At 64.7% G+C, this 26504-nt stretch carries 26 protein-coding genes; 14 read left to right on the plus strand and 12 right to left on the minus strand.

Going from position 1 to position 26504, the window contains the following annotated elements; translation table 11 throughout:
* Positions 1-9: 9 nt before the first annotated feature.
* From hemH to ASS64_RS13200, 3 genes are read right to left on the minus strand one after another with little or no spacing between them, the layout of a single operon-like run.
* Positions 10-1038, minus strand: coding sequence for a ferrochelatase (gene hemH / locus ASS64_RS13190; RefSeq protein WP_067695447.1), 1029 nt, complete (start codon positions 1036-1038; stop codon positions 10-12).
* A complete protein-coding gene (locus tag ASS64_RS13195; RefSeq protein WP_067695450.1) occupies positions 1035-3332 on the minus strand; it encodes a xanthine dehydrogenase family protein molybdopterin-binding subunit in 2298 nt (765 codons plus the stop codon). Before ASS64_RS13195 ends, hemH begins: the two co-directional genes overlap by 4 nt.
* Positions 3311-4273 carry an Mrp/NBP35 family ATP-binding protein gene (locus ASS64_RS13200; RefSeq protein ID WP_067695452.1) on the minus strand — a complete coding sequence of 321 codons (963 nt, stop codon included), beginning with the start codon at positions 4271-4273 and terminating at the stop codon, positions 3311-3313. The genes ASS64_RS13195 and ASS64_RS13200 overlap by 22 nt, the downstream gene beginning before the upstream one ends.
* A 118-nt stretch (positions 4274-4391) precedes the next feature.
* Here ASS64_RS13200 and hflK point away from each other — a divergent pair, with 118 nt between their 5' ends.
* The 3 genes from hflK (at position 4392) to ASS64_RS13215 (ending at position 8023) form a co-directional block, all read left to right on the plus strand.
* Positions 4392-5504, plus strand: a complete 1113-nt coding sequence (gene hflK / locus ASS64_RS13205) for a protease modulator HflK (RefSeq protein WP_067695455.1) — start codon at positions 4392-4394, stop codon at positions 5502-5504.
* Position 5505: 1 nt separating this feature from the next.
* Positions 5506-6339 carry a protease modulator HflC gene (gene hflC / locus ASS64_RS13210; RefSeq protein ID WP_067695458.1) on the plus strand — a complete coding sequence of 278 codons (834 nt, stop codon included), beginning with the start codon at positions 5506-5508 and terminating at the stop codon, positions 6337-6339.
* 151 nt (positions 6340-6490) lie between these two features.
* Entirely contained in the window at positions 6491-8023 is a 1533-nt protein-coding gene (locus ASS64_RS13215) for a Do family serine endopeptidase (protein ID WP_067696177.1), read from the plus strand.
* 67 nt (positions 8024-8090) lie between these two features.
* Here ASS64_RS13215 and ASS64_RS13220 read toward each other — a convergent pair whose 3' ends face one another.
* Together ASS64_RS13220 and msrB are read right to left on the minus strand one after the other, a co-directional pair.
* Positions 8091-10253, minus strand: coding sequence for a transglycosylase domain-containing protein (locus ASS64_RS13220; RefSeq protein ID WP_067695461.1), 2163 nt, complete (start codon positions 10251-10253; stop codon positions 8091-8093).
* A gap of 93 nt (positions 10254-10346) precedes the next feature.
* A complete protein-coding gene (msrB, locus tag ASS64_RS13225; RefSeq protein WP_067696180.1) occupies positions 10347-10757 on the minus strand; it encodes a peptide-methionine (R)-S-oxide reductase MsrB in 411 nt (136 codons plus the stop codon).
* Between the two features lie 212 nt (positions 10758-10969).
* On the opposite strand from msrB, the gene rpsT reads away from it, so the two are divergent.
* The 4 genes from rpsT to ASS64_RS13245 all read left to right on the plus strand — a co-directional run bounded on the left by rpsT (position 10970) and on the right by ASS64_RS13245 (position 14297).
* Positions 10970-11230, plus strand: a complete 261-nt coding sequence (gene rpsT, locus ASS64_RS13230) for a 30S ribosomal protein S20 (protein ID WP_067695465.1) — start codon at positions 10970-10972, stop codon at positions 11228-11230.
* Positions 11231-11718: 488 nt separating this feature from the next.
* On the plus strand, positions 11719-13131 hold the full coding sequence (dnaA, locus tag ASS64_RS13235; protein WP_234002409.1) for a chromosomal replication initiator protein DnaA: 1413 nt from the start codon (positions 11719-11721) through the stop codon (positions 13129-13131).
* 30 nt (positions 13132-13161) lie between these two features.
* Complete coding sequence (locus tag ASS64_RS13240; protein ID WP_157075194.1) at positions 13162-13464, plus strand: hypothetical protein; 303 nt, start codon at positions 13162-13164, stop codon at positions 13462-13464.
* A gap of 59 nt (positions 13465-13523) precedes the next feature.
* On the plus strand, positions 13524-14297 hold the full coding sequence (locus tag ASS64_RS13245) for a HesA/MoeB/ThiF family protein (RefSeq protein ID WP_198147717.1): 774 nt from the start codon (positions 13524-13526) through the stop codon (positions 14295-14297).
* Here the strand turns inward: ASS64_RS13245 and ASS64_RS13250 are convergent.
* Positions 14286-14999, minus strand: coding sequence for an NAD-dependent deacylase (locus ASS64_RS13250; RefSeq protein ID WP_067695471.1), 714 nt, complete (start codon positions 14997-14999; stop codon positions 14286-14288). The two genes, ASS64_RS13245 and ASS64_RS13250, sit on opposite strands and share 12 nt — an antisense overlap.
* Positions 15000-15068: 69 nt before the next feature.
* Between ASS64_RS13250 and dapB the strand changes: the two genes are divergently transcribed.
* The 4 genes from dapB to ASS64_RS13270 are packed head-to-tail and all read left to right on the plus strand — an operon-like array spanning position 15069 to position 17725.
* On the plus strand, positions 15069-15797 hold the full coding sequence (dapB, locus tag ASS64_RS13255) for a 4-hydroxy-tetrahydrodipicolinate reductase (RefSeq protein WP_067695474.1): 729 nt from the start codon (positions 15069-15071) through the stop codon (positions 15795-15797).
* Positions 15798-15801: 4 nt separating this feature from the next.
* Positions 15802-16599 carry an ion transporter gene (locus tag ASS64_RS13260; protein ID WP_067695475.1) on the plus strand — a complete coding sequence of 266 codons (798 nt, stop codon included), beginning with the start codon at positions 15802-15804 and terminating at the stop codon, positions 16597-16599.
* Positions 16600-16609: 10 nt separating this feature from the next.
* Positions 16610-17263: an endonuclease III gene (gene nth, locus ASS64_RS13265; RefSeq protein WP_067695478.1), complete on the plus strand. Its 654-nt coding sequence runs from the start codon at positions 16610-16612 to the stop codon at positions 17261-17263.
* Positions 17264-17317: 54 nt separating this feature from the next.
* Positions 17318-17725: a hypothetical protein gene (locus tag ASS64_RS13270; RefSeq protein ID WP_067695481.1), complete on the plus strand. Its 408-nt coding sequence runs from the start codon at positions 17318-17320 to the stop codon at positions 17723-17725.
* A 30-nt stretch (positions 17726-17755) separates the two neighbouring features.
* Here ASS64_RS13270 and ASS64_RS13275 read toward each other — a convergent pair whose 3' ends face one another.
* Both ASS64_RS13275 and dapE read right to left on the minus strand, forming a co-directional pair.
* Positions 17756-18994, minus strand: coding sequence for a dicarboxylate/amino acid:cation symporter (locus tag ASS64_RS13275; RefSeq protein ID WP_067695484.1), 1239 nt, complete (start codon positions 18992-18994; stop codon positions 17756-17758).
* 183 nt (positions 18995-19177) lie between these two features.
* On the minus strand, positions 19178-20314 hold the full coding sequence (gene dapE / locus ASS64_RS13280; RefSeq protein ID WP_067695487.1) for a succinyl-diaminopimelate desuccinylase: 1137 nt from the start codon (positions 20312-20314) through the stop codon (positions 19178-19180).
* Positions 20315-20343: 29 nt separating this feature from the next.
* On the opposite strand from dapE, the gene ASS64_RS13285 reads away from it, so the two are divergent.
* Entirely contained in the window at positions 20344-20811 is a 468-nt protein-coding gene (locus ASS64_RS13285; RefSeq protein ID WP_067695490.1) for a cupin domain-containing protein, read from the plus strand.
* Between the two features lie 5 nt (positions 20812-20816).
* Here ASS64_RS13285 and ASS64_RS13290 read toward each other — a convergent pair whose 3' ends face one another.
* Together ASS64_RS13290 and ASS64_RS13295 are read right to left on the minus strand one after the other, a co-directional pair.
* Complete coding sequence (locus ASS64_RS13290; RefSeq protein WP_067695493.1) at positions 20817-21743, minus strand: S1/P1 nuclease; 927 nt, start codon at positions 21741-21743, stop codon at positions 20817-20819.
* The gene (locus tag ASS64_RS13295) at positions 21710-22372 is read right to left on the minus strand and encodes a glutathione S-transferase family protein (RefSeq protein ID WP_067696190.1); all 663 of its coding nucleotides are present in this window, start codon (positions 22370-22372) and stop codon (positions 21710-21712) included. The genes ASS64_RS13290 and ASS64_RS13295 overlap by 34 nt, the downstream gene beginning before the upstream one ends.
* 209 nt (positions 22373-22581) lie before the next feature.
* On the opposite strand from ASS64_RS13295, the gene ASS64_RS13300 reads away from it, so the two are divergent.
* Entirely contained in the window at positions 22582-23001 is a 420-nt protein-coding gene (locus tag ASS64_RS13300; RefSeq protein ID WP_067695496.1) for a VOC family protein, read from the plus strand.
* Positions 23002-23289: 288 nt separating this feature from the next.
* Positions 23290-23886 carry a type II CAAX prenyl endopeptidase Rce1 family protein gene (locus ASS64_RS13305; protein ID WP_198147718.1) on the plus strand — a complete coding sequence of 199 codons (597 nt, stop codon included), beginning with the start codon at positions 23290-23292 and terminating at the stop codon, positions 23884-23886.
* A gap of 94 nt (positions 23887-23980) precedes the next feature.
* On the opposite strand, the gene yihA is transcribed toward ASS64_RS13305, so the two are convergent.
* Both yihA and yidC read right to left on the minus strand, forming a co-directional pair.
* Entirely contained in the window at positions 23981-24634 is a 654-nt protein-coding gene (gene yihA / locus ASS64_RS13310) for a ribosome biogenesis GTP-binding protein YihA/YsxC (protein ID WP_067695502.1), read from the minus strand.
* 89 nt (positions 24635-24723) lie between these two features.
* Complete coding sequence (yidC, locus tag ASS64_RS13315) at positions 24724-26499, minus strand: membrane protein insertase YidC (protein ID WP_067695505.1); 1776 nt, start codon at positions 26497-26499, stop codon at positions 24724-24726.
* Between the last annotated feature and the right edge of the window lie 5 nt (positions 26500-26504).

The following is a 26504-nucleotide window of genomic DNA, read 5'->3' on the forward strand; positions in this document are numbered from 1 at the left end:
AAGTAATTCCTAGGCGGGAATCCACCCCGCCAATTCGCGCCGCAACAGCGTCTCCAACATGGCAAGGCCCGCATCGGACGTGTTGAGGCAGGCAAGCGCGGCGAACCGCTCGCCACCTGCCTCCTCGAACTGCTCCCTGCCCTGAATTGCGAGCTCCTCCAGGGTCTCGAGGCAGTCGGCGGAGAAGCCCGGTGCCGCGATCGCGAGCCGCCTGGTGCCCGCCTGCGCCTCTTCCTCCAGCACCATGTCGGTCGCGGGCTCCAGCCATTTGGCCGGCCCGAACCGCGACTGGAAGCTGGTCCGAAAGCGCAGCCCCGGGCGGGAGAGCTTCCCCTGCAACAGGCGCGAGGTTTTCTGGCACTGGCAATGATAGGGATCGCCCAGGTGCAAGGTGCGCTCGGGCATGCCATGGAAGCTCAGCACCAGTACCTCGGGCGCGAAGTCGAGCGCGTCGATCTGGCGCGACAGGTCCTGTGCCAGCGCATCGATATAGGCTGGATCGTCGTGATAGGGCGGCAGCGTGCGAAGGCAGGGTTGCCAACGCATTTCCCGCAGCTTGTCCGCAGCCTTGTCCACAACCGTCGCCGTCGTGGCCGAGGAGTATTGCGGGTAGAGCGGAGCTAGCAGAATGCGCTCGCACCCGGCATCCATCAGCGTCTGCAATTTTTCTGGAATCGAAGGCGTACCGTAGCGCATCGCCCAGTCGACTTGCACGGCATCGCCCAGCCGCTCCTGCATCGCCACCGCCTGGTTGCGCGTGACCACCGCCAAAGGCGAGCCTTCCTCGCTCCAGACCTCGCGATAGGCCTGCGCGCTCTTCTTCGGGCGCGTATTGAGAATGATGCCGCGCAGGATCGGCTGCCACGCGATCGGCGGGATCTCGACAACGCGCCGGTCGGACAGGAATTCGGCCAGGTAGCGCTTGACCGGCCCGGTTTCGGGAGCGTCGGGCGTGCCGAGATTGACGATCAGCACGCCAATCCCGCCCGATTTCACCGGGGGATGGTCGGCAGGAATTTTCTGCGGCTGCCAGGTCATAAACCCTCCGAAAGCAATGGCAGGCGGCGAAAGCGCACTCCGGTCGCCGAGTAAAGGGCATTTGCAATCGCCGGGGGGGCAACCGCGACGCCGAGCTCGCCCGGATCGAAGGCCGGCGCATCGCTGGCTAGGAATTCGATCACGATCTCGGGGCAGTCGGCCAGCGTCGGCAGAGCGAGGCCCGCGAGACGGCCGGGGACCGGCTTGCCCTCTTCGTAGGCAATGCTCGATCCGGTGGCGAGCGACAGCCCGAAGACGAGGCCCCCCTCTATTTGCTGGCGCGCGATATCGAGATTGACTACGCGCCCGATATCGACCGCCGCGTGCAGGCGCGTCACCCGCACGCCTCCTTCGCCGAGCGCTGCCTGCGCAACGCAGGCAATCCGACCACCGCTGTCGGGCGAACCGATACGTGCCATGGCCAGCCCCTGCCCGGTCCCGCGGCGCCCGCCGTCCCAATTGGCAAGACGGGTGGCACGGCGCAGCGTATCGGCCATGCGTGGCGACTGCCCGAGCATCTCCATCCGGTAGAGGAAGGGATCGCGCCCCGCACGCTCGGCTAGTTCGTCGATGAAGCTCTCGGTGAAGAACGCGTTGTAGGCCTGCGCATTGCCGCGCAGGCGCCCGGTCGGGAAGGGCAGCGTCACGGGCAGGTGATCGACCGCGACATGTTCGATTGCATAGGGCGGTATCGCGCCTTCGCAGGCAAGCGCGTCCGATTCCTGCGCAGCGTGTTCCATCGCGGCCTGCGGGGTCTTGTTGTCGAACAGGCGATGACCGAATTCACGCACGGTGGCGGGCATGGCCAGCCGGCTGCGCCAAGCGGCGATGCGCCCGCCGCTCGCGGCGAGGAATGCCGCTTCCAGTCGTGCGCTGACGGGTGTGCGCACGGGGATCGACTGGAGCTCCTGCACGCGCGGCCAGGTCAATTGTACGGGCCGCCCGATCTCCTTCGCGATCTGCGCCACCTCGATGGCGTGCCGCCGTTCGAGCCGGGCATCGAAACTGCCGCCGGCCGCGGTCGGATAGAGCACGACGTCCTCGACCGACAATCCGATGGCCTTGGCGGCCGCGCGGCGCGTGAGCTCGGGAGCCTGCGCGGCGATCCACAGTTCCAGCTTTCCGCTGTCGTAGCGCGCGGTCGCGCTGGCGGTCTCGATCGTCGCATGCACTGCGGGGGCGACGGAATAGCTTTGCGTGTAGTCGGGCCGCGCCAGCAGATCGTCAGCATCGCCCGTCGCATATGTCCGCTCGGGTTCGATCGTCCCATGGGCCTCCTCCAGACTCTGGAGCGCCGCGGCGCTTTCCGCCGCGGGCGGCCCGGCAAAGACCGGGCGCATTTTCTTCAGGGCCTGTTCGGCGATCCACCAGCTTTCCGCGACGGCGGCAAGATACCGTTTCGACCGCACGACGCCGACCAGGCCGTCGAGCCCTTCGACCGCCCCCGCCTCGAACGCGGAGAGATCGGGTTTGCCCAGGGGCCCGTGACGGATCGAGGCATAGACCAGGCCCGGAAGGCGGATGTCGCCGGCGAACAGGAAACTGCCGTCGACCTTGGCGGGCAGGTCGAGCCGGGGAAAGGCAGGGGCGAGTTCGGCTTGTGCGGGAGAAGGATCGTCGCTGGCCGGAGCCACGCGCAGGGGCGGAGGATCGGGCGGATCAAGCTGTGCCCCATCCTCGACCAGATCGCCGAAGCCGAGTTGCTGTTCGCCATGGCGTACCAGGCCTGCCCCTACCGCGCATTCCTCCCATTCGACGTCCCAGCGCTCTGCCGCCGCCATGGCGAGCATGGCGCGTGCGGCAGCCGCCGCCTCGCGCAGCGGCTGTTCGTAGGCGGTCAGAGAGGATCCTTCGGCGGTCGCGGCGAAAGCATTGGAGCGCGCGAAGTTCTCGGCCAGCCGGCTGTCGGGATCGCTCGCAAAGCTGGGCAGGTTTGACCATAGCGGCGCCCATTTCGCCGCCAGCGGGATATTGGCATAGAGGCCCGCGGGCGGCGCGGGCTCGACGGCGACCTGGCGCCAGTCGGCGCCCAATTCCACGGCGACCACCTGTGCGAGGACGGTGGTCACGCCCTGCCCCATTTCGAGCTGCGGCACCGCCACGGTCACGACCCCGTCGGTGCCGATGGTGATCCAGCCGACGAAATCGCGCTCGTTCGGGCCCGGCGCGAGCGGGCTTGTATAGTGCCGCGGCCATAGCCACCAGGCTACCGCCAGCCCGCCGCCCGCCGCCGCACCCGCGACCAGCTGACGCCGCGTGACGGGGAGCGCGTCTAGCTTCGCGCGCCAATCCATGCGTCGACCTTGGCGGCGATGTCGTGAAACGGCTTGGCAAACGCATCGTCGCCGCTCGCGGGCGGCTCGCCCCTATCGCTGCCTTCGCGAATGGCAAGATCGAGCGGTATGCGTCCCAGGAACGGCAGCTCGAGCCGTCCGGCGGCCTTTTCGACCCCGCCCTTGCCGAAGGGATCGGACACTTCGCCGCAATGCGGACAGACATAGCCCGCCATGTTCTCGACCAGCCCGATCACCGGGACGCCCGCCTGATCGAACAATTGCCCCGCGCGAGCGGCATCCATCAGCGCGAGATCCTGCGGGGTGGAGACCAGCACTGCTCCGACCGGCTTGAAGCGCTGCAACATCGTCAATTGCACATCGCCCGTGCCCGGTGGCAGGTCGACCAGCAGCGTGTCGACATCGCCCCAATGCGCATCGACCAGCTGCGCCAGGGCATTGCCCGCCATCGGCCCGCGCCAGGCAAGCGCGCGGCCCGGCTCCACCAGGTGTCCCATCGACAGCACCGGAATGCCGAAGGCGCTTTCCACCGGCACCAGCTTCTCGTCGCGCGCCACCGGCTTTTCTCCCTGATTGCCGAGGATCACCGGCTGCGAGGGGCCGTAGATATCCGCATCGACCAGCCCGACCTTGCGGCCCGCCTTCTGCAGGGCGATGGCGAGATTGGCGGTGAGCGTCGATTTGCCCACCCCGCCCTTTCCGCTGCCGATCGCGATCAGGCGGCGCTGTGTGCGTTCGGCCGTCATCACCACGCGCACGTCCGAAACCTCGTCCCGTTCGCCAAGGATTTCGGTAATCGCGCGCTCGATTTCGGCCCGCTCCTGCTCGCCCAGACCGGCCGCATCGACGACGGCTATCGCACGACCATTCTTGATGGTCAGCGCGGAAACACGGGCGGCGAGGCTGTCGGGAAGCAGCGATTTGGGATCGGTCGAACTCATGGGGGCGGCTGCTGTAGCATCGAAAAGCGCGTCGCAACCCCTGTTTTTCCCGAGAAGCGCACCTATAACAAAGACCATGAGAGTTTTTGACGGGTTAGGACAGAGGATTTCCCTCGCAATGGCAGGCAAGAAAAGCCCCTGGGGCAGCGGCTCGGGCAATGGGGGCGATGGCGACAAGCCGGCAGGCGCCGAAAGCGGCGACAAGCCCAAGGGCCCGCGCAACCCGTGGCTCCCCCCCGGTGGCGGTGGCAATGGCGGTCGCCGCGCGCCCAATATCGAGGACATCTTCAAGAGCCGCGGCCCCGAAGGCCCGCGCCGCAGCGGCGGCGGTGGACCCGGTGGACCGAATTTCCGCTTCCCGCAGCGCCCCGGCGGCAAGAGCTGGTTCCCGATTGCCGTGGTTGCCATCGTGGGCATCGGCCTGCTGGCGACCAGCTTCCACCTGATCGGGCCGCAGCAGGAAGCGGTGGTCAAGACTCTCGGCAATTACACCCGAAAGATGGAGCCGGGGCTCAATTTCTCCGCCCCATTCCCGATCGAGACGGTCGACGTCGAGGATGTCGAAGGCGTGCGCACTGTCCGTATTCCGGGCAATAACAGCCAGGCCAAGCTGATCCTGACTGGCGACCAGAACCTGGTCGATCTGTCCTATATCGTGCGCTGGAACATCAAGGATCTCGAAGGCTTCAAGTTTCGCGTGGTCGACCCCGTGGAGACGGTGAACGAGGCAGCGGAGGCCGCGATGCGCGCTTCGGTTGCCGAAACCGAGCTCGACGAGACCTTCTCGGGCCAGGGCCGTGCGGCGATCGAACTCGATGTGCGCGAACGCATGCAGGCAACCCTCGACAGCTATGGCGCGGGCATCCGCGTTCTGGGTGTCGAAATCGAAAAGGCCGACCCGCCCGCGCAGGTGGTCGATGCCTTCCGCGACGTGCAGGTGGCCGAGCAGAATGCGGATGCGGCGCGCAACCAGGCGCGCGGCTACGCCCAGCAGGTGCTGGCGCAAGCCGAAGGTGAGGCGGAGGCTTTCGACAAGGTCTACGAACAGTATCGCCTTGCGCCGGAGGTCACCCGCCAGCGTCTTTATTACGAGACCATGGAGCGTGTGCTGAGCCAGACCGACAAGACCATAGTCGAAACCGACAATGTGACCCCCTATCTCCCGCTGCCCGAAATCCGCCGTCGGGCGCAGCAGCCCACCACTACCGTGACGGCGACGGAGGGTCAGTGACATGAGCAATTTTCTGCAGAACCACCGCACCTCGGTCATCGCGTTCGCCGTGCTGCTGATCGCCTTCATGATGAGCGCCTATGTCGTCCCCGAAGAGGAGCAGGCGGTCATCATCCGCACGGGTAATCCGATCGGCACGGTGAACACGCCGGGCGGCGAAACGGGCGCGGGCCTTTACCTGCGCGTACCCTTCATCGATTCGGTCCGGCGCGTCGAAAAGCGCCTGCTCGATCTCGAAATGAACGACGAGGAAGTGCTCTCGGCCGACCAGCAGCGTTTGCTGGTCAACGCCTATGCCCGCTTCCGCATCACCGATCCCGTCCGCATGGTCGAACGTGCGGGCACCACGGATGGCGTGCGCAATGCGCTCGAGCCGATCCTCAACTCGGTCCTGCGCCAGGAACTCGGCCGCCGCACCTTCCAGTCGATGCTCACCGCCGAGCGCGGCAGCGCGCTGGCCAATGTCCGGGCCAATCTCGACCGGCAGGCACGCCAATACGGCGCCGAAGTGGTCGATGTGAAGATCATGCGCACCGACCTGCCCGAGGCGCCGCTGCAATCGGCCTTCCGAAGGATGGAATCGGACCGCGAGCGCGAAGCCCGCACGATCCGCGCAGGCGGCAGCCGCGACGCGCGTATCATTCGCGCGGAAGCCGATGCGGAAAGCGCGCGTATCTATGCCGAGGCTTTCGGCAAGGACGCAGAATTCTACGATTTCTACCGCGCGATGCAGAGCTACGACGCGACCTTCTCCAATAACGAAAACCCGTCGGAAAGCAGCATCATCCTGTCGCCGGACAATGAGTATCTGCGGCAGTTCCGCGGGCGGCGTTGACCGTTCGTCGAGCGGCATAGGCGTCGTTCAAACGGCATTCAGCGGCGGGCGCGACATTCGCCCGCCGGAACGCAAGGCGCGCAGAGCGGTAGCCATACCGTGGCTGCAAGCCGTGTAAGCTAGAGAAGAGGACGAAAAGGACGTGAAGCCCGTGCGATATGCATATTCCGTGACGAGTGCGCTGCTGGTGGGCGGTGCCGCAATCTCGCTCGCGACCGGCTATCCGGCCGGCGCCCAGGTTGCCCAGAACGACGACAGCCAGATGGCGCGCGTCGTACCGCGTGCCGGCGCGCCCGAAAGTTTCGCCGATCTGACCGCGCAATTGCAGCCGGCGGTGGTCAACATTTCGACCCGCCAGCGGATCGAAGTAGCGACCAATAATGGTAACCCCTTCGCGGGCACGCCGTTCGAGGGATTGTTTAACCGCCGCCGTGGCCAGCAGCAGGAACCGCAATTCCGCGAAGGCCAGTCGCTCGGCTCGGGCTTCATCATCTCGGCAGACGGTTATGTCGTAACCAATAACCACGTGGTCAGTCCCAGCGGACGCGGCACGGTGGAAGAAATCACCGTCACCATGCCCGATGGCACCGAATACGAAGCCGAACTGGTCGGCACCGACGCGCAGAGCGACCTTGCCGTACTCAAGATCGCCCGCCGCGAAGCCTTTCCCTTCGTCGAGTTCGGCGACAGTGCGCAGGCGCGCCCGGGCGACTGGGTGGTGGCGATCGGCAACCCCTTCGGCCTCGGTGGCACGGTGACCTCGGGCATCGTCTCGGCGGTCTATCGCAACACCGGTCAGGGGGGCGCCTACGACCGCTACATCCAGACCGACGCGGCCATCAACCGCGGCAATTCGGGCGGTCCGCTGTTCGACATGCAGGGCAATGTGATCGGCATCAACAACGCGATCTTCTCGCCTTCCGGCGGCAGCGTGGGCATCGGCTTCGCCATCCCAGCCGAAATCGCGGCGCCGATCATACGCCAATTGCGCGACGGCGTCGAAATCGAGCGCGGCTATCTCGGCGTGCAGATCCAGCCGGTGACCGACGATCTCGCCGATTCGCTCGGCATTCCGCAGAATCGGGGCGAATTCGTCCAGGCGGTCCAGCCTGGCGAACCGGCCGAAAGCGCAGGTATCCGCCCAGGCGATATCGTGACCAGGATCAATGGTCAGGATGTGACTCCCGACCAGACGCTGTCCTTCCTCGTCGCCAATATCCGTCCCGGTACCACGATACCGGTCGAGCTGATCCGCGATGGCGAGACGCGCCGCCTCAATGTGACCGTCGGCAAACGCCCGAGCGAAGAGGAATTGCGGCAGCAGCAGCTCTTCGATCCGGACGCCGAGGAAGAAGAGGCGATGGAACCGAGCGAGAATGCCGTGATCGAGGAGAGGCTCGGCCTGCAGGTTCTTCCGCTCACCGCGCAGATCGCGCGCCAGCTGGGCGTGAGCGCTGATACCGAAGGCCTGGTTGTCGCGGGAGTCGACCAGAACTCCGATGCGGCTCGCAAGGGCCTGCGCCGCGGCGACATTATCCTGACCGCGAACTATCGTCCGGTGACCGCACTCGAGGACCTGGAAAACACCATTCTCGAGGCCCAACGCGAGAACCGCGAAGCAGTCCTGCTGCGCGCGCAGCGCCGTGGTGGCCCCGCACAATATATCGCAGTACGCCTGCGCTGATCGCTAAAGCGTCGAAAAATGGGCGGTCCTCCTTATTGGAAGGGCCGCCCATTTCTTTGCCGGCCGCCTAATTGGTCTGGCGGGGCGTGGGCGGAGGAGGCTCATCGCGTCCTCCGCCGGTCGCTTCGTCGAGGAAATCGTCGCCGACGGCCTGCGGTGCGCCATCCGCTCCGCGAGGAAGCTGCTGCGGGGGACGCGGCGATGGCATTACCGGCCGACGGGGGCGATTGGGATCGAGAGTGCGGTCGAATTCGTCGGCGAAGGGATCGTCGCGCGGCAAGTCGGACGTGCCCGGTTCGATCAGGTTGCCCTGCTCGTCGATGAAGTAGTAATCCTCAGGATCGCCGAGCATATATTCGTCGTCCGGCTCGAGCTGCCACTCGGGCAGTTGCAGGTCGGTGTCGAATTGTTCGACCGGGCGATCTTTCACCGCATAGCGCATATAGGCGGCAAAGGCGCGCGCGGGTGCGGTGCCGCCCTGCAGTCCGCCGACGCGTGAATTGTCGTCGCGTCCCATCCATACGCCGGTGGTGATGCCCGAGGAAAAACCGACGAAATAGCCGTCCTTGTTCGAGCTGGTCGTGCCGGTCTTGCCCGCTACCGGCCGACCGATCTGCGCCGCACGACCGGTACCCGTCGCCACCGCGGTCTGCAGCAGGTCGGTTATCCCCGCCGCCACGTAATCGGGCACCAGCTGCGATTGGCGCGCCGCCTCGTGCTGGTAGAGCAGTTCGCCTTCGGCTGTCTCGACCTTGAGGATGCCGTATGGTTCGACCGAATTCCCCTTGGCCGAAACGACCGCGAAGGCGCGGGTCATGTCGACCAGCCGCACCTCGTTCGATCCCAGCACCATCGCCGGATAGGTGTTGATCTCGGTCGTGATCCCGAAGCGCCGCGCCATCGAGGCAACGGTACCGAAGCCCACTTCATTGCCGAGCTGCGCGGCGACCGTGTTGATCGAATAGGCAAAAGCGGTACGCAGGTCGATCTCGCCCACATTGCGCCCGCTGGAGTTGCGCGGGCTCCACCCATTGATGGTGACCGGCGTGTCGACCACGCGATCATCGGGCGTGTAACCGGATTCGAGCGCGGCCAGATAGACGAACAGCTTCCACGACGATCCCGGTTGGCGCTGCGCATCGGTCGCGCGGTTGTAATTGGTCTCGACATAGTCGGTGCCGCCGACCAGGGCGAGGATCGCTCCATCGCGATCCATGCTCACCATTGCCCCTTGGGCACCGTCGGGCGTGTTCGCCTGGATCGCGGCGGTCGCGGCGCGCTGCATTCCGACATCGAGCGTGGTCCACACCTCGATCGGCTCGAAGGTTTCGGGCAGCAACAGGTCGAGCTGCGGCAGCGCCCAGTCGGTGAAGTAGCGCACCGAGTTCTGGCCCGCCTGCTCCTTGAGGTTCACGGCACTGGGATCGACGGTAACGTCCGGGGCGATGCGCCCCTGTTCCTTCATCAGGCGCAGCACCACGCTGGCGCGACCGACCGCAGCGTCGATATCGGCGGTCGGCGAATAGCGGCTGGGTGCCTTGACCAGGCCGGCAATGATGGCTGCCTCGGCCACCGAGAGCTCGGTTGCCGGATGGCTGAAGAATCTCCGGCTGGCGCTATCGATACCATAGGCCCCGCCGCCGAAATAGACCTTGTTTAGATAGAGCTCGAGGATCTGTTCCTTGGAGAACTTGGCCTCCAGCGCCATCGCCAACACCGCTTCGCGCAGCTTGCGATCGAACGAGCGGTTAGTGTTAAGGAAGACATTGCGCGCGAGTTGCTGGGAGATCGTCGAGGTCCCACCGACGCGTGCGCGCGAGCCGGTGATCCCCTCGATGATGGCACCCCCGGTGCGCCAGAAGTCGATTCCGAAGTGCGAATAGAAGCGCCGGTCCTCGACCGAAATCATCGCATCTTTCATGACCTGCGGAATTTCCTCGGAGGTCAGCCATTTTCCGAAGCTCGGGCCCAGTTCGACGATTTCGGTGCCGTCGCGCGCGCGCACGACGATGGTCTGCGCGGTCTGGGTCGCCTTGAGCTGGTAGTAACCCGGCATCGAACGCGCGGCGAATGCCACGGCGAGACCGACGAACAGCGCCACCAGCAATGCCAGTGCGCTGCCCCAGATCGCCAGGCGACGCGCCCAGAATTTCACCCCGCTCTGCGGCCGATCCGCTGCGGCGCGCTTGCGGCTGGCCGTGCGCTTGCGGCGGCTCCCTCTCTTATCCATCGATTATGCAGGTACCCTTGCTGTTCGCCGCCCTATAATTGCCATGATCTTGCATGGCGAGGTCTAACCGCGTGTGAACGGGACGGACCGAATTTACTCCGCGCGATCCTCCGGCTCGAAATCGAGCGCGGCCGAGTTGATACAGTAGCGCATGCCGCCGCGATCGCGCGGTCCGTCTGGGAAGACATGGCCCAGATGGCCCCCGCAATTCGAACAGGTGACCTCGGTGCGAATCATCCCGTGCGAAGTATCGCGATGCTCGTCCACCACCTCGCCCTCGGCCGGCGCGGTGAAGGCCGGCCAGCCGCAGCCACTGTTGTATTTGTCGTCGCTTTCGAACAGCTTCTGCCCGCAGCCCGCGCAATAATACTCGCCCGGATCGTAATGCTTGTCGTATTTCCCGGTGAAGGCCCGTTCGGTGCCGGCTTCGCGCAGGATGTGGTACTGCTCGGGCGTCAGTCTCTCGCGCCATTCGGCATCGGTCTTTTCGGGCTTGTCGCGCACGCCTTGTCCTTTCCAGTAGAGCGCCCCATATAGGCCCAACCGGAGCCGATGCACGCGGTTCCACTTCCCCGACGACGAATTGCTTGACGATTCGGGGCCATAGGGCTAAGTGCGCCGCTTTCCGGCGGCCCATGCCGCCCTTTCGCACGCATTACAGACATTTTCCGCCGCGCGAATTGTGCGGCCTGACGAGGACAGACCCGAGAACGTTTATGGCCAACACGCCGCAAGCCAAGAAGCGCATCCGCCGCAACGCCCGCCGGGCCGAAATTAACGGCGCCCGAATGAGCCGCATCCGCAATTTCCTCAAGAAGGTGGAAGTCGCGATCGAAGGCGGTGACAAGGACGGCGCTCAGTCCGCGCTCAAATCCGCGCAGCCCGAACTGGCCCGCGGTGTGGCCCGTGGCGTGATGCACAAGAACACGGCAGCGCGTAAGATGAGCCGCCTGACCAAGCGCGTCGCCGCTCTCTGATCCTTCACCGGTCTCAGGCCGGCTTTACTGAAAAATTCGGGGCCGCCGGTTCGACCGGCGGCCCTTTTGTCGTAATCCAGTTGCTTTTCGATACGGGCCGGAAACACCGCTGTAACATAAAGTACGGGTTTCTCACGATTCGCGTGCGCAAATTCTGGTAAGTGGCGCGATTTCATTGACTTGTACGGCAGCCTGCGGCTTACAACCGAGTCAACAACTATATTTCATATTTTTTGCAGTTATCCCCCTTGCGACTCATCCGGCGAGCGACTTACACAATGCATCTCGGCTCGGGGCGGGACAGCCCGGGCTCTTAGAAAATCGAATGAGTGAGGAAATCTCCGGACGCACCGAATCCGGAGCCGGGCCACGCTGTGCCCGGCCTTGCCGCAGATGGAAAATCGAAGCGTCGCGAGACGCCGACCGGGGGATTCAAGAGAATGCGCAAGGCATCGGAAAATGGGGCGCGGCAGTCACAGGACGATTTCATGGAAGATCAAGAAGCAGTGAACCTGGCAGCGGACTGGTCCGATATAAGCCAGGGACTGCGAAAAGATCTCGGTCACCAGCTTCATAGCCAGTGGATCAAACCGATCCAGGTCGGCGGGATCGACAAGGACACGGGCACGCTCGACCTGTTTCTGCCGACCGAATTCAGCGCCAATTGGGTCAAGGACCGCTTTGCCGACCGGCTGAGCCTGGCTTGGAAGATCGCGCGCAGCGAAGTGCGCGACGTGCGCATCCAGGTCCATCCGGGTCGCCGTCAGGTCGCCGATTTGCGGCTGCATTCGAACGGTCGCCGTCCGGCCAATGACGGCGCGGACACGTCGATGATGGCGATCGGCGCCGATACGCTGGGTGACACGGGCTTCACCAGTTCGGTCGGTCTCGACCCGTCGCTGACCTTTGCCGCCTTCATCACCGGTGAAGCCAATGTGCTCGCCTTCAATGCCGCGCAGCGCATGGGCGCGACCGAGAAGCCGCAGTTCTCGCCGCTCTACCTCAAGGCCGCGACCGGCCAGGGCAAGACGCACTTGCTGCATGCGATCGGCCACAGCTTCCTGCAGGCCCATCCCCGCAGCCGCATTTTCTACTGCAGCGCCGAGCGCTTCATGGTCGAATTCGTGCAGGCGCTCAAAGCCAACCAGATGCTCGAATTCAAGGCCCGCCTGCGCAGCTTCGACCTGCTGCTGGTCGACGATATCCAGTTCATCATCGGCAAGGCATCGGCGCAGGAAGAACTGCTCTACACGATCGATGCGCTGCTCGCCGAGGGCAAGCGACTGGTCTTCGCCGCCGATCGCGCACCGCAGGCGCTCGACGGGGTCGAGCCGCGGCTCCTGTCGCGCCTCTCGATGGGCCTCGTCGCCGATATCCAGGCCGCGGATATCGAGCTGCGCAAGAAGATTCTCACCTCCAAGCTGACGCGCTTCGCTCCGCTCGACGTGCCGGACGACGTGCTCGACTTCCTCGCCCGCACGATCACGCGCAATGTGCGCGAGCTGGTCGGCGGCCTCAACAAGCTTATCGCCTATGCGCAGCTGACCGGGCAGGAAGTCTCGCTCCAGCTGGCCGAGGAACAGCTGACCGACATCCTCTCGGCCAATCGCCGCCGGATCACCATCGACGAGATCCAGCGCACCGTGTGCCAGTTCTACCGCATCGATCGCAGCGAGATGAGCTCCAAGCGCCGCGCGCGCGCGGTGGTCCGCCCGCGGCAGGTGGCGATGTATCTTTCGAAGGTGCTCACCCCGCGCAGCTATCCGGAAATCGGACGCAAGTTCGGCGGGCGCGACCATTCGACCGTTATCCACGCGGTGCGGCTGATCGAAGACCTGCGCCAGCGCGATGCCGATATGGACGGCGATGTGCGCAGCCTGCTGAGGCAGCTCGAAAGCTGAGTGATGAGGCAGAATGCAAATCTCGATCAGATGTATCTGAACATCGAGATTAGCAGCCGCTACAATCTGCTCGATGAGATCGAAGACATCAAAGAGATCATCAAGGGTTTATCGTTTACAGCTAGGCTGCAACTGCACTCGGTTTGGTGCGATTCCAAAGCGACTGCATGCTACAGTATTGAAGCGAGCGCAGGGGCGGATCTCGATGCTTTAAAGTGGGAACTCTATGACCTGTTCCGAAGGGAACAAATGGGCCACAATGGGATCGACGTTCACTCGAAGGATGAGTCAGTACATTTAGACCCCGATTGGCCGGGCGACGAAATTTTCTAGGGCTGTGACCGTCAAGTTGGTTCTCGACAGCTGACTCACAATTCTTCAACAGCCTTTCCATGAGCTTGTCTCCCGACCGCCTCGACCGCTTTGCGCGCCACATCGTGCTGCCCGAGATCGGCGGCGCGGGTCAGGTCGCGCTGGCGGACAAGCATCTGGTGCTGGTCGGGCTCGGCGGGATCGGTTCGCCTGCGCTGCAATATCTCGCGGGCGCCGGGATCGGCAGGCTGACGCTGGTCGATGACGACCGTGTCGATACGAGCAATCTCCAGCGTCAAACCCTCTTCAACGCGCGCGATGTCGGGCATGGCAAGGCGGTGATCGCGAAGCGCTGGGTGACCGGCTTCGATCCCGAACTCGAGGTGCAGATCAGCGACCGGCGGATCACCGCCGCCAATGCGCACGACCTGGTGGTCGGGGCCGATCTGGTGCTCGACGGAACCGATAATTTCGCCACGCGGCTGGCCGTGTCCGATGCCTGCGTCGCCGAACGCGTGCCGCTGCTCTCTGCCGCGGTCGGGCGCTTTCAGGGGCAGGTCGGCGCTTTCGCCGGCCACCTTGCGGGCGAAGCCTGTTATCGCTGTTTCGTCGGCGATGCCTTCGATGCCGAGGATTGCGATACCTGCGCGGAAGACGGCATGCTCGGCGCGATGGCCGGCTGGGTCGCCACTTTCGCCGCCATGCAGGCGGTGCGCGTGCTGCTCGACGGGGTTAGCGCACTGGGCGAGGCCGACTGGGGCCGCGTCCACCTGCTCGACGGATTGAAGCCCGGCATGCGCAGCTTCACCATCGCCAAGGATCCGGCCTGCAAGACCTGCGGCTCAGCCGCCTAGAATCTCCTCCACCCATTGCGGCACCACCTCGGTCGCGGGGCCGTGGCGCGATTCGTGGAACCAGCGCGAACCCATGCTCGCTTCGAGGTTGAGTTCGAGCGTGCGGATGCGCATCGACCGCGCCTCCTGCACGAAGCCCGCGGCAGGATAGACGGCGCCGGAAGTACCGATCGAGACGAACAGGTCGGCCTCGCGCAGCGCCGAATAAATCCGCTCCATCTCGTAGGGCATCTCTCCGAACCACACGACATCGGGGCGGAGCGCGCTCGTCCCGCATGCCGGGCATGGCGGGCGCTCGATCAGCGGGCCGTTCCAGGGCGTCCGCACATCGCAGGCCGTGCACCAGGCGTTGAGATGCGTGCCATGCATGTGCAGCACGCGGCCCGCACCGGCACGTTCGTGCAGATCGTCGACATTCTGAGTGACGATCAGCAGCTCGTGTCCCGGCTTCCTGGCCCACTCCTCGTCGAGCCGCGCCAAAGCCTTGTGCGCGGTATTGGGCTGCTTCGTCTGGATCGCTTCGCGGCGCTTGTCGTAAAAACGCAGCACGAGGTCGGGATCGCGTTCGAAGGCTTCGGGCGTGGCGACGTCCTCTACCTTGTGCTGTTCCCACAAGCCGCCCGCGTCGCGGAAGGTATCGATGCCGCTTTCGGCGGAAATCCCCGCGCCGGTCAGGATCACGATGTTGCGTATATCGGCCATTGCCCTCAAGTAGCGATGCAACGGGACAGGTCAAATGGGGCCATGAACCAGCCCGGGCAGGGAGACCCAATGGCGCGGATCGGAGTTATCGGAAGCAAGGGCGCGATGGGGCAAGCGCTGGATGAAGTGATCGCGGCGAGCACGCACACGCTGGCAGGGGGCATCGACAAAGGCGGCGATGCGGCCGGCCTGGCCGATGCAAGCGATGTTCTGGTCGACTTCTCCGCCCCGGCCGCGCTGTGTGCCAACCTGCACGCCGCAATAGGTGCGGGAATCCCGATCGTGATCGGCACCACCGGTCTGGAAGACAAAAATCACAGCTCGATCGACGAAGCCGCGCGTGTTGTACCCGTGCTCCAGACGGGCAATACCTCGCTGGGTGTGACGTTACTCGCCCATCTGGTGCGCGAGGCGGCTTCACGGCTCGGTCCCGATTGGGACATCGAAATCGTGGAGATGCATCATCGCCGCAAGGTCGACGCACCCAGCGGCACGGCGCTGCTGCTCGGCGAAGCGGCCGCCAGCGGTCGCGGGATCGAGCTGGCGGGGCATTCGGAACGCGGGCGCGACGGGCACACCGGCGCGCGGACAGAGGGCGCGATCGGCTTCGCCGCGCTGCGCGGCGGGACCGTGGCGGGCGAGCACAGCGTGATCCTCGCCGGCGAAGAAGAACGCATCACCCTTGCCCACAGCGCCGAGAACCGCAGCATCTTCGCGCGCGGTGCGGTGCGCGCGGCGGAGTGGCTGATCGGCCGAAAGGCCGGACGCTATACGATGGACAAGGTGCTGGGCATCTGACGTCATGACCCTGCGCGAGCGCCTTCACCATCAATTGCACGTCGGCTCCTGGCCGAACGGCAAGCTGACCGGGCTCAACATTTTGGTGGTGTGGACGATCCTCGCCGCGCTGGGCGTGGGCATCATCGCTACCGAACCGATAATCCGCGTGCCCTACCAGCGCGAAATCCTGCTCGCCGAATTCGTCTTCGGGATGATCTTCCTGATCGAGTATGTGGCGCGCGTCTATGCCGCGCCCGAGCGCGAGGGTAAGGGCAGCGACTGGGGCAAGCGCTGGCGCTTCATGATTTCGCCCATCGGGCTGATCGACCTGCTGGTGGTCGTCGTCAGCCTTGCGCCTTTCTTCGTCGCCAATGCCGCCGTGCTGCGCGTGATCCGCCTGCTCAGGATCGTTTCGATCCTCAAGTTCAGCCGTTTTTCGGCTGCGATGCGCGAAATTGCGGGCGCGCTGAAGGAGCGCAGTTACGACTTGCTGGTCTGCGCAACGCTGGCCTTCGTGCTGGTGCTGCTCGGCGCGGCGGGGCTCTACTGGATCGAAGGGTCGATCCAACCCAAGGCCTTCGGCTCGATCCCCCGCGCGCTGTGGTGGGCGGTGATCACGCTGACCACGGTAGGATATGGCGACGTCTATCCTGTCACCACCGCCGGGCGCCTGATCGGCATGCTGGTCGCGATCGGCGGGGTTCTGCTGGTGGCACTGCCCACCGGCATCGTCGCGGCGGCTTTTTCCGATGCGATGCAGCGCCGGCGCGAGGCGATGAAGAGGGCGCTCGAAGAGATCGAGACCAAGACCGACCTATGACCTTGACCTCATGACCAAAGACCAGATTTTCGAGTTCTTCCGGCGGCTGGCGGAGGACAATCCCGCGCCCGAGACCGAATTGGAGTACGGCAATGCCTATCAGCTGGTGGTGGCGGTGGCGCTGAGCGCCCAGGCGACCGACGTGGGGGTCAACAAGGCCACCCGCGCACTGTTTCGCAAGGTCGAGACACCGCAGCAGATGCTGGACCTCGGCGAGGAGGGCCTCAAACAGCACATCAAGACCATCGGCCTGTTCAATTCCAAGGCGAAGAACGTCATCGCGCTCTCGCAATTGCTCGTCGACGAATATGGCGGCGAGGTGCCCGACACCCGCGAGGACCTCGTGCGGCTGCCCGGCGTCGGCCGCAAGACCGCCAATGTCGTGCTCAATTGCTGGTTCGGGCAGGAAACCTTCGCGGTCGACACGCATATCCTGCGCGTCGGCAACCGCACCGGGCTTGCCAAGGGCAAGACGCCCGAACAGGTCGAGGCCAAGCTCGAAAAGCGTGTGCCCCAGCCGTTCAGGCTAGGCGCGCATCACTGGCTGATCCTGCACGGGCGGTACGTGTGCAAGGCCAGGACGCCCGAATGCTGGCGGTGCAAGGTTGTCGACCTGTGCAGCTATCGCAAGAAGGTCACCGAGAAGCCGAAGGGACGCGCATAACTAGCGGATTTGATTGCAGGGACGTGGTATCGTGCCGTCGAGAGGAGACGCATTATGACCCGCACCTTCATCCTGCTGACCGCCACCGCCGCACTCGCCGCCTGCGCTCCGATGGAGAGCGATGCCGATTTCGATCCCGCCGCCGACGCTCCGCCGGTGCGCGTGGTGGGCGAACCCCGGAACTGCATCAACCGCAACCTCATCCGCAACTCTCGCGTGCGTAGCGATTACGTGATCGATTTCGAGATGACCGGGAACAGGGTGTATCGCAGCACGCTCGAGATCGGCTGCCCGCGCCTGGGTTTCGAGCGCGCCTTCATTTACGAGACGCCGACCAGCCAACTCTGCAGCACCGAAATCATCTACGTGCTCGAGGACTTTGGCGGCCAGGTCCAACGCGGCGCCGGGTGCAGCCTCGGTGATTTCGTGCCGGTCGAATATGTGGAGGAGGGGGAGGGCTAGGCGCTAATCTCCCCGGCCTCCAATGCATCCTCACACATCGTCCGCCGAGACCATCTCGGCGGTGTCGATTTCGCCGGTCATCACGCCCACCGTGGTCGCCACTGTGGCATCGCCGGTGACGTTGGTGGCGGTGCGCATCATGTCCATGATCCGGTCGACCCCGGCGACGAAGGCGATGGTTTCCAGCGGCACTTCGACCGCGGTGAAGATCGCCGCCATCATGATCAGCCCCGCGCCGGGAATGCCCGCAGCGCCGATCGAGCCGACCGTCGCGAGCACCGCGATGGTCACATAGTCGCCGGTCGAGAGGTCGACCCCGAAGATCTGCGCGCCGAACAGTGTGGCGAGGCCGAGATACATCGCGGTCCCGTCCATGTTGATCGTCGCGCCCAAGGAGGTGGTGAAGCTGGTGACCGAGCGGCTGACGCCCAGATTGCGCTCGACGCAGCGCATCGTCACCGGCAGCGTCGCATTGGAGCTGGCGGTCGAATAGGCGACCGCCATCGCATCGACGATCCCGCGGAAGAAATCGACCACCGGCAGCCTGGCCAGGAACTTCACGATTCCCGCATACATCAGCAGGATCAGCAGCAGGCAGCCGCCATAGACCAGCGCGACCAGCTGGCCGAGCGCGAGCAGCGCCGGAACCCCCAGAGTGCCGGCCACCCAGGCCATCAGCGCGAACACGCCGAAGGGGGTGAGTTCCATCACCACGATGGTGACCTTCTGCATCACCACCGCGCCCGAATCGAAGATGCGTTGGGCGGGTGCGCCATCCTCCTTGGCCATCAGGATCCCGATGCCGATCAGCAGCGAGAAGATGATCAGCGGCAGCACGTTGACGTCCGCCATCACCTGCACCGGGCTTTGCGGGACCATGCCCAGCACCATGTCGCGCCAGGTGGTGACCGCCGGCTCGGGCACCTCGCCCATCTCGATCGCGCTGGTGTCGAGCCCGATGCCGGGCTGGAACACCGTGCCTAGGCCCAGGCCCAGCCACACCGCAATCTGCCCGGTGACGACGAACAGCAGCAGCGCGCGCCAGCCGACATTGCCGAGCTTGCGCAAGTCGCCGATCGCCGCGACGCCCGCGACCAGGCTGAAGAAGATCAGCGGGACCACCAGCATCTTGATGAAGGCAATGAAGACATCGCCGATGATCTTGATGCTTTCCGCCCCCGGCCCCCACGCGAAGCCGACAATGATGCCGAGGACCAGCGCACCGATAACGCGCTGCCACAGCGGAATTGCGAACCAGGTCTTCAGCATGCGGTGTCCTCTCCCGTGATTGCGGCATGGCTACGCAATGAGCCGCGGGAAGGGAAGCACCAACACCGCCTACCCCCACAATCGTCACCCCGGACCCGATCCGGAGTCGTGCTTCCCTGCGGCGCAGTGCAAGGTTTCAAGAAGAAGCCCGACCCCGGCTCGAAAGGCCGGGGCGACGGCGATCTAGGTTGCAAGGCAATCGCGCGCAATCCGCGCGTATATGCGGCTCAGCGTCGACAGGTCCGCCACTGCCACCGCCTCGTCGCGCTTGTGCATGGTCGCGTTGCACAGGCCGAATTCGATCACCGGACACATTGCGCGCAGGAACCGCGCATCCGAGGTACCGCCGCTGGTCGAAGGTTCGGGGTCGATCCCCGTCTCGGCCTTGACGGCGGCGGCGATGATGTCGCTGAATTCGCCCGGCGGGGTGAGGAAAGGCTCGCCCGAGATGATCGGCTTGGCCACGCCGCCGTGCTTCTCCGCGATCGCGCCCACCTTCTCCGACAACGAGGCGCCCGAATGTCGGTCGTTGAAGCGGATCGAGATGCGCGCTTCGGCTTTCGCGGGGATGACGTTGTGCGCCATGTTCCCAACCTCGAGGTCCGTGATCTCGAGATTGGAGGGCTGAAACCAATCGGTCCCCTCGTCGAGCACCAGCGCGTCGAGTTCGGCGAGCATGGCGACGAGCTTGGGGATCGGATTGTCGGCCAGATGCGGATAGGCGACATGGCCCTGCGTCCCATCGACCTCGAGCCAGATATTGACCGAACCGCGCCGCCCGATCTTCATCATGTCGCCGAGCCGGTTCACCGAGGTCGGTTCGCCGACCAGGCACAGGTCGGGCTGGTGGCCGTGTTCGCGCATGAAATCGATCAGCGCGCGCGTGCCGTGCAGCGCGGGGCCTTCCTCGTCGCCGGTGATGATGAAGCTGATCGTCCCGGCATCGGCAGGCACCTTCGCCACCGCATCGACCATGCAGGCGATCGATCCCTTCATGTCGACCGCGCCGCGTCCATAGAGCAGTTCGCCGCGCTGTGCGGGTTCGAAGGGCTCGCTCGCCCAGCCGCTGCCTGGGGGCACAACGTCGAGATGCCCGGCGAAGGCAAAGTGCTTCGATCCTTCGGGTCCGCTGCGGATCGCGAACAGGTTCTCGACCGGGGCCTCGGGCGAACCTTCCTCCCCCTCACCGCGTTTGAACCGCGTTACCTCGAAACCCAGCGGGGCGAGCATCGCCTCCATCGCATCGAACACCGGGCCCGTCGCCGGGGTCACGCTGGGCGCGGCGATCAGCCGCTTGGCGAGGTCGAGAACTTCGGTCATCCTTGCCCCGCTAGCAGGAGTGCGCGACAATGCCCAAGCTCGATCTCGATGCCATTCCCCAGACCAATGCCACGGGGTATCCCGCGCCCTTCGACGCCGATGTCGCGGGCCGCTGGTATCGCCGCCTCGCGCCCGCTGCCGGCCTGACACAGATGGGGGCGAGCCATGTCGTGCTGAAGCCGGGCGCCTATTCCTCGCAGCGCCACTGGCACCGGCTCGAGGACGAGCTGCTGGTGATGATCGCAGGCGAGGCAGTGCTGATCGAGAACGAGGGCGAGACCGTTGTCCGCCCCGGCGATGTGCTCGCCTGGGCGGCGGGCGTCGAGAACGGCCACCGGCTTCACAACCGGTCGGACGCGGACTGCATCTTCGTGGCGGTCAGCGCGGGCGACAAGGACCGCGATTCGGGCGAATATCCCGATATCGACATGGTCTTCGATCCCGACGGCTACGCGCGCAAGGATGGCACGCGCTACCCGAGCAAGCGTATCCCCTGAGATCGCTAGTCGCCTCCGCGCGGTGGGGCGCGGAAGGAGCGAACGCCGCGCTCCGATGCTTGGGCGGGACCCAGCGCCTCGTCGAGCAAATCGGCAATGCGCAAGCCGGCCTGCTGCACGCGGCGGCGCAGCGCGGGCAGTTGCGCCACGATGTCCTCCTGCCTCAGCGCGGTCTTGCCGGGCAGGTCCCCCGCGCACGGATCGTCCGTGTCGAAAGCGGTGGGATAGACCAGCTCGCGCGAGAGCTGCCAGCTTTCGCGCCCCCAGTCGGCAGGGGTGCCGCCAGCCAGCGCGGCGCGTTCGACGCTGTCGTAGCGGCGCACCAGCGCCGGCTGCGCGGAGGTTATCGCGCGCTCGGCCATGGGGCCGTCCCAGATCCAGTGCAGGTTGAGCGAGGGTACGATGCCGTAATCGGTCTCGCGGTCGTTGCCGCCGCGATCGTCCTTATCGCCCGAATGCAGCGGCATGTGGATGTCGCCGGTGAAATGGACCAGCCACGCCAGCGCTTCGAGCCGCACATTGTCGGGCAGGTTGCGCCGGGAAAGCACGGTCATCGCGCGCTCGATCTGACCGTTGACGCAGGCCCCGCCGGGGCAATTGGCGAAGGCGGAATACTCCTCGCAGATCGGCGCGGTCTTGTAGTGCCACTGCGCGGTATAGCCCCAGCGGTCGCGATCGCGGCGCACGCAATCGGCCCAGACCGAAGCGTCGGCAAGGCTGTCCAGAGCGCAATCGGGCGTCCCCAGCAGCGGGGCCGCCTCGAGCAATCGCCCAATCTCGGCGCGCGTTTCGGGGCGCAGGTTTGCCTCCGCGATCTCGGCGGTCACCCGATGCGCGTAGAACCCCCAAGCCTGCGCCTGCGCGGGCAGCAGCAGCGCGGCCAGCGCCGCAAATGCGCTCAGGCAATGGTTTCGTATTGTTCGATGACCCATTCTTCGTTTTCCGATGCCTCTATCCACGCCTGCATCCACTCGTGCTCCCACACCGCCTGCATATAGGCGGCGGCGAATCCGGGAACCGGGATCTGGTAGCTGATGAACCGTGACACTACCGGGGCGAAGAAGACGTCCGCCGCGCCGAAAGTGCCGAACAGGAACGGCCCGCCGTTGCCGAACCGGCTGCGCGCTTCCGCCCACAGGCCGAGGATGCGCAATATGTCCGCCTTGCACGCCTCGCTGGGCTCGAACCCGTCGAAGCGCTTGCGCACATTCATCGGGCATTCGCTGCGCAGCGCCTGGTAGGAGGAGTGCATTTCGGCGACCATCGATCGCGCCATGCCGCGCGCCACCTCGTCCTTGGGCCAGAAGCGATCGCGCCCGACCTTGTCGCCCAGATATTCGAGGATCGCGAGGCTGTCCCACACCACCGCCTCGTCGTCCCAAAGGATCGGGACCTTGCCGCTGGAGGGCTGCGTGCCGCCATCGCTCGCCTTGAGCTCGTTCCACGCCTCGCCGAACATCGGGACGGTGATCTCCTCGAACGACAGGCCCGACTGCTTGGCCGCCAGCCAGCCGCGCAGGCTCCAGCTCGAGTAATTCTTGTTGCCGATGATCAGTTTCATGCGGTGCCCCTTGCCGTTCGAGTCGGTCGTTAGGCGTTCATCCTTCCGCTGTCGATGCTGAACAGTGGACCGCGTGGACCGCAGTCCAGCGATAAAATCGTCCATTATGGCGCGGGCGTCCTCGGGTGACAGATCGGGCAGCATGGCAGCAGGCTGGCACGCGCATTGTGCTGTAGGAAAACGAAAAGCGCTGGCCTAGGTTGCCAGGCATGAGCCTGCGCCCCTTCCACCTTGCTTTCCCCGTCGACGACCTCGCCGCAGCGCGCCGCTTCTACGGCGAGACCATGGGCTGCGCCGAGGGGCGTTCGTCGGACGAGTGGATCGATTTCGACTTCTACGGCCACCAGATCGTCGCGCACCTGGCGCCCGGGCAGGCTGGCGACCGGGCCAGCAACCATGTCGACGGCCACGGCGTGCCGGTGCCGCATTTCGGCATCGTGCTGGCGATGGAGGACTGGCAGGCGCTGGCCGACCGGCTTCAGGCAGCGGGCGTCAAATTCGCAATACCGCCGACGATCCGCTTCAAGGGCCAGCCCGGCGAACAGGCCACGATGTTCTTCCGCGACCCCAGCGGCAACGCGCTGGAGATGAAGGCATTTGCGAACGATGCGATGCTGTTTGCGAGGTAGGCGCGTTGCAGGCCGACTGTCCGCTAACGACCCGTTTGCGGACGTACGGGGAGCCAAGCCGTTTCCCCAATAGCAGACCGTTAGGCGGAAGCGGCAGGTGGCGCGATAATTGCTGTCGCGCTACGAAAGGAAATGCTCACCCAGAACGTCACCCGGGCTGCAAGGTCATTCAGTCTCACGGTTTCTGAGTTCATCGCTTTCCTTCGTCGGCCAGACGTTGGAAGCGTAGTTGAGCTATCGATCCGCGAGAAGGCTTGGACAGGCATTGGCCTATTCATTCTGTCAATAATGACCACAATGATCTTCGGCGTCCTCGCACTGCCAGTGATATTGGCGACTGATCTGACAACCGGAGAACAGCTTAACGAAGCACTTAGCGGCTCGATCTGGTCGGTTCTTCTGTTGGTGGTCATACTCGGCCCACTTGTCGAAGAAATCATCTTTCGTGGATGGCTTTCTGGCACATGGCGGTCCGCGCTCGCTTCGGCGTTCGGCCTGACAGCGATTTATGGTGGGTCTGCGCTTCTCGACCCTTACCTTGCGGAAGGTAGTGCGATTAAACCTCTCATCCTCGTGACTGGCGCAAGTGCGATCTTTTTCGCTTTCTCACCGCTTGATTATGATCGCCGCATCATCGGTTTCGATCGAGTATTCCCAATCATCTTCTATGCGCAGGCGGTCGCCTTTGGCACTCTCCACTTTCAGAACTACGCCGCGAGCTCTCTAGTCATTGCTTTGTTCGCGACACTCCCATTGATCGCGTGCGGTCTGATTTGGGGTTACGCGCGGGTCAGGCTTGGATTGGCCCCTGCCGTCATTCTTCATGCAGCGTACAATGTGCCAGCAGCAATTGGCTCGATCATCATGGTGCACTACGCTGGCTAACGTCCGCTATTTTTGACGAAAACCAGACCGTCCACTTCCCATACAATTCCGGTCAGTCGCCTCGCGAGACGACGAGCCTGAAAGCTGACCCGGCCTAAACCCCCGCGTCCGCCAGCACCGCAGCCCTTAGCTCGCCGATCCCCATGCCTTTCTCCGCGCTGGTCACGTGGATTTCGGGATAGGCGGCGACGTGCTTGCGGGCTTCGGCTTCGGTCGCCTCGATCACCTTGGCGAGTTCGCTCGCCTTCATCTTGTCGGCCTTGGTCAGCACGACACGGTAGCCGACGGCCGCCTCGTCGAGCATCTTCATCATCTCGCGGTCGACGTCCTTGGGGCCGTGGCGTCCGTCGACCAGCACCAAAGTGCGGGCCAGCACGGGTCGGCCGCGCAGATAGGTCTTCACGAGATTCTTCCACTTCTCGACGACCTTTACCGGCGCCTTGGCGAAGCCGTAGCCGGGCATGTCGACGAGGCGGAACAGCGTGGGGTCGCCGATCTCGAAGAAATTGAGTTCCTGCGTGCGGCCCGGCGTGACCGAGGTGCGCGCGATCGCCTTGCGGTTCGTCAGCGCATTGAGCAGCGAGCTCTTGCCCACGTTGGAACGCCCGCAAAAGGCGATTTCGGGCACGGTCGGTTCGGGCAGGAATTTCAGCTGCGGGGCCGAGAGGAGGAACTCCACCCGCCCCGAGAACAGCTTGTTCGCCCGCCGCTCCAGTTCCCGGCGTTCTGCTTCTTCCTGCTCGTCCATACCTTGTCCGTTCGTGTCGAGCGCAGTCGGGACTCCTATCCCGACCACGGCCTGAGGCCTCCGCTCGACACGAACGGAGGTTTGGTGGATCAGTTGGCCTCGGCCGCTTCGGCCGCCTTCTTTTTCTTTTCCTCCTCGATCGAAGCGCGCAGCTGCGGGTGCTTCGAATAGAGGTACTTCTGCTGGGCGAGCGTGAGGATGTTCGAGGTGACCCAGTAGAGCAGCAGGCCGGCGGCAAACGGCGCCATCACGAACATCAGGATCCACGGCATGATGTCGAAGATCTTCTGCTGCATAGGGTCCATCTGGCTGGGGTTCAGCTTGAAGGTCAGCCACATGGTGAAGCCGAGCAGCACGGCGAGCACGCCGAGACCGAAGATAATCATCAGCCAGCCGGGCACCTGGATGCCGACCATGGACAGCGCATTGGCGAGGTTGGCCGGATCCGGCGCGGAGAGGTCTTCGATCCAAAGGAACTCGCGGTGGCGCATCTCGATCGCGAGGTAGAGCACCTTGTAGAGTGCGAAGAACACCGGGATCTGCAGCAGCATCGGCAGGCAGCCCGCAACCGGGTTCACCTTCTCGCGCTTGTACAGCTCCATGATCTCCTGCTGCTGCTTCTGTTTGTCGTCCTTGTATTTCTCCTGGACGGCTTTCATCTTCGGCTGGATCGCCTTCATCTCGGCCATGGAAGCGAAGCCCTTCTGCGCGATCGGGAACATCAGCCCGCGCACGATGAAGGTCAGGCCGATGATCGCGATGCCGAAATTGCCCACCGCGTCGTAAATCGTGCGCAGCAGCCACAGCATCGGCTTTTCGAACCAGCGGAACCAGCCCCAGTCGATCGCGAGGCCGAATTTCTGCAGGCCGGCGTCTTCATAGCTGTCGAGGACGACGCTTTCCTTGGCGCCGGCATAAAGGCGCGAGGTCACGGTGAGCGCATTGCCCGCGGGAACGGTGGTCGCTTCGTAGATCATGTCGGCGCGGTAGGTTTCATCGCCCATCGCGCGGAAAGTGGTGTCGGGCGCGCTATCGTCCTGCGGGACGAGCGCGGCGAGCCAGTAGATGTCGGTGAAGCCTGCCCAGCTCGTGCGCCCCTCGGGGGAGATCCGCTGGTCCTCGTCGAGATCGTCGTAATCGACATCGTATTCTGCGCTGTCGCCGAATACGCCGATGGGGCCCGAATGGGCGATCCACAGATCCTCGCTGGCGGTGCGGCTGGTGCGGTTGACGAGGCCGAACGGCTGGACGACCACCGGGTTGCCGCCCGAATTGGCCACGGACTGTTCTGCGGTGACCATATATTGGTCGTCGATCGAATAGCGGATCGAGAAAGTCAGCCCCTCGCCATTGTCATGCGTGAGCGTGACGGGAGTTTCGGCGGTCAGGACCTCGCCATCGGCTTCCCACAGCGTCTGCGGGCCGGGCACCTGGAGGTTCGAGCCGACCCAGCCGAACTGCGCATATTGCTGTTCGGGCGTGCCGCTGGGCGCGAAGATGCGCACCGGCTCGCTGTCGTCCCGGGTGTTCTCGTTATAGCCCTTGAGCACGATATCGTCGATCACCCCGCCGCGCAGGTTGATCGAGCCGGCGACGCGCGGGGCGTCGATCCGCACGCGCTCGGCACTGGCAAGCGCGCTGTCGAGATCGACCACCCGACTGGCCTCGATAGCCGGATCGGCCAGCCCGCCGGTACGCGCGCGCTGCGCAGCCGCCTGGCTGGCCTGTTCGCGCGGCGTGTCCGCCCGGTCTTCGACCAGCGCCTGTTCAGGCTGCGGGTAGAAATAGTCCATCGCCGATGTCCAGCCCAGCAGCAGCAGGAAGGAGAGCGCAATGGCGAGGATCAGGTTACGCTGGTTGTCCAAGGTCG

The organism is Erythrobacter sp. AP23 (assembly GCF_001542855.1).
In the GTDB taxonomy this organism is placed as follows: domain Bacteria; phylum Pseudomonadota; class Alphaproteobacteria; order Sphingomonadales; family Sphingomonadaceae; genus Qipengyuania.

What these genes read in the sequence shown, in the direction of transcription:
- hemH (WP_067695447.1), bottom strand. Translation starts at nt 1,038, where the DNA reads ATGACCTGGCAGCCGCAGAAAATTCCTGCCGACCATCCCCCGGTGAAA.
- ASS64_RS13195 (WP_067695450.1), bottom strand. Translation starts at nt 3,332, where the DNA reads ATGGATTGGCGCGCGAAGCTAGACGCGCTCCCCGTCACGCGGCGTCAG.
- ASS64_RS13200 (WP_067695452.1), bottom strand. Translation starts at nt 4,273, where the DNA reads ATGAGTTCGACCGATCCCAAATCGCTGCTTCCCGACAGCCTCGCCGCC.
- hflK (WP_067695455.1), top strand. Translation starts at nt 4,392, where the DNA reads ATGGCAGGCAAGAAAAGCCCCTGGGGCAGCGGCTCGGGCAATGGGGGC.
- hflC (WP_067695458.1), top strand. Translation starts at nt 5,506, where the DNA reads ATGAGCAATTTTCTGCAGAACCACCGCACCTCGGTCATCGCGTTCGCC.
- ASS64_RS13220 (WP_067695461.1), bottom strand. Translation starts at nt 10,253, where the DNA reads ATGGATAAGAGAGGGAGCCGCCGCAAGCGCACGGCCAGCCGCAAGCGC.
- rpsT (WP_067695465.1), top strand. Translation starts at nt 10,970, where the DNA reads ATGGCCAACACGCCGCAAGCCAAGAAGCGCATCCGCCGCAACGCCCGC.
- dnaA (WP_234002409.1), top strand. Translation starts at nt 11,719, where the DNA reads ATGGAAGATCAAGAAGCAGTGAACCTGGCAGCGGACTGGTCCGATATA.
- ASS64_RS13240 (WP_157075194.1), top strand. Translation starts at nt 13,162, where the DNA reads ATGTATCTGAACATCGAGATTAGCAGCCGCTACAATCTGCTCGATGAG.
- ASS64_RS13245 (WP_198147717.1), top strand. Translation starts at nt 13,524, where the DNA reads ATGAGCTTGTCTCCCGACCGCCTCGACCGCTTTGCGCGCCACATCGTG.
- ASS64_RS13250 (WP_067695471.1), bottom strand. Translation starts at nt 14,999, where the DNA reads ATGGCCGATATACGCAACATCGTGATCCTGACCGGCGCGGGGATTTCC.
- dapB (WP_067695474.1), top strand. Translation starts at nt 15,069, where the DNA reads ATGGCGCGGATCGGAGTTATCGGAAGCAAGGGCGCGATGGGGCAAGCG.
- ASS64_RS13260 (WP_067695475.1), top strand. Translation starts at nt 15,802, where the DNA reads ATGACCCTGCGCGAGCGCCTTCACCATCAATTGCACGTCGGCTCCTGG.
- nth (WP_067695478.1), top strand. Translation starts at nt 16,610, where the DNA reads ATGACCAAAGACCAGATTTTCGAGTTCTTCCGGCGGCTGGCGGAGGAC.
- ASS64_RS13270 (WP_067695481.1), top strand. Translation starts at nt 17,318, where the DNA reads ATGACCCGCACCTTCATCCTGCTGACCGCCACCGCCGCACTCGCCGCC.
- ASS64_RS13275 (WP_067695484.1), bottom strand. Translation starts at nt 18,994, where the DNA reads ATGCTGAAGACCTGGTTCGCAATTCCGCTGTGGCAGCGCGTTATCGGT.
- dapE (WP_067695487.1), bottom strand. Translation starts at nt 20,314, where the DNA reads ATGACCGAAGTTCTCGACCTCGCCAAGCGGCTGATCGCCGCGCCCAGC.
- ASS64_RS13285 (WP_067695490.1), top strand. Translation starts at nt 20,344, where the DNA reads ATGCCCAAGCTCGATCTCGATGCCATTCCCCAGACCAATGCCACGGGG.
- ASS64_RS13290 (WP_067695493.1), bottom strand. Translation starts at nt 21,743, where the DNA reads ATGGGTCATCGAACAATACGAAACCATTGCCTGAGCGCATTTGCGGCG.
- ASS64_RS13295 (WP_067696190.1), bottom strand. Translation starts at nt 22,372, where the DNA reads ATGAAACTGATCATCGGCAACAAGAATTACTCGAGCTGGAGCCTGCGC.
- ASS64_RS13300 (WP_067695496.1), top strand. Translation starts at nt 22,582, where the DNA reads ATGAGCCTGCGCCCCTTCCACCTTGCTTTCCCCGTCGACGACCTCGCC.
- ASS64_RS13305 (WP_198147718.1), top strand. Translation starts at nt 23,290, where the DNA reads ATGACCACAATGATCTTCGGCGTCCTCGCACTGCCAGTGATATTGGCG.
- yihA (WP_067695502.1), bottom strand. Translation starts at nt 24,634, where the DNA reads ATGGACGAGCAGGAAGAAGCAGAACGCCGGGAACTGGAGCGGCGGGCG.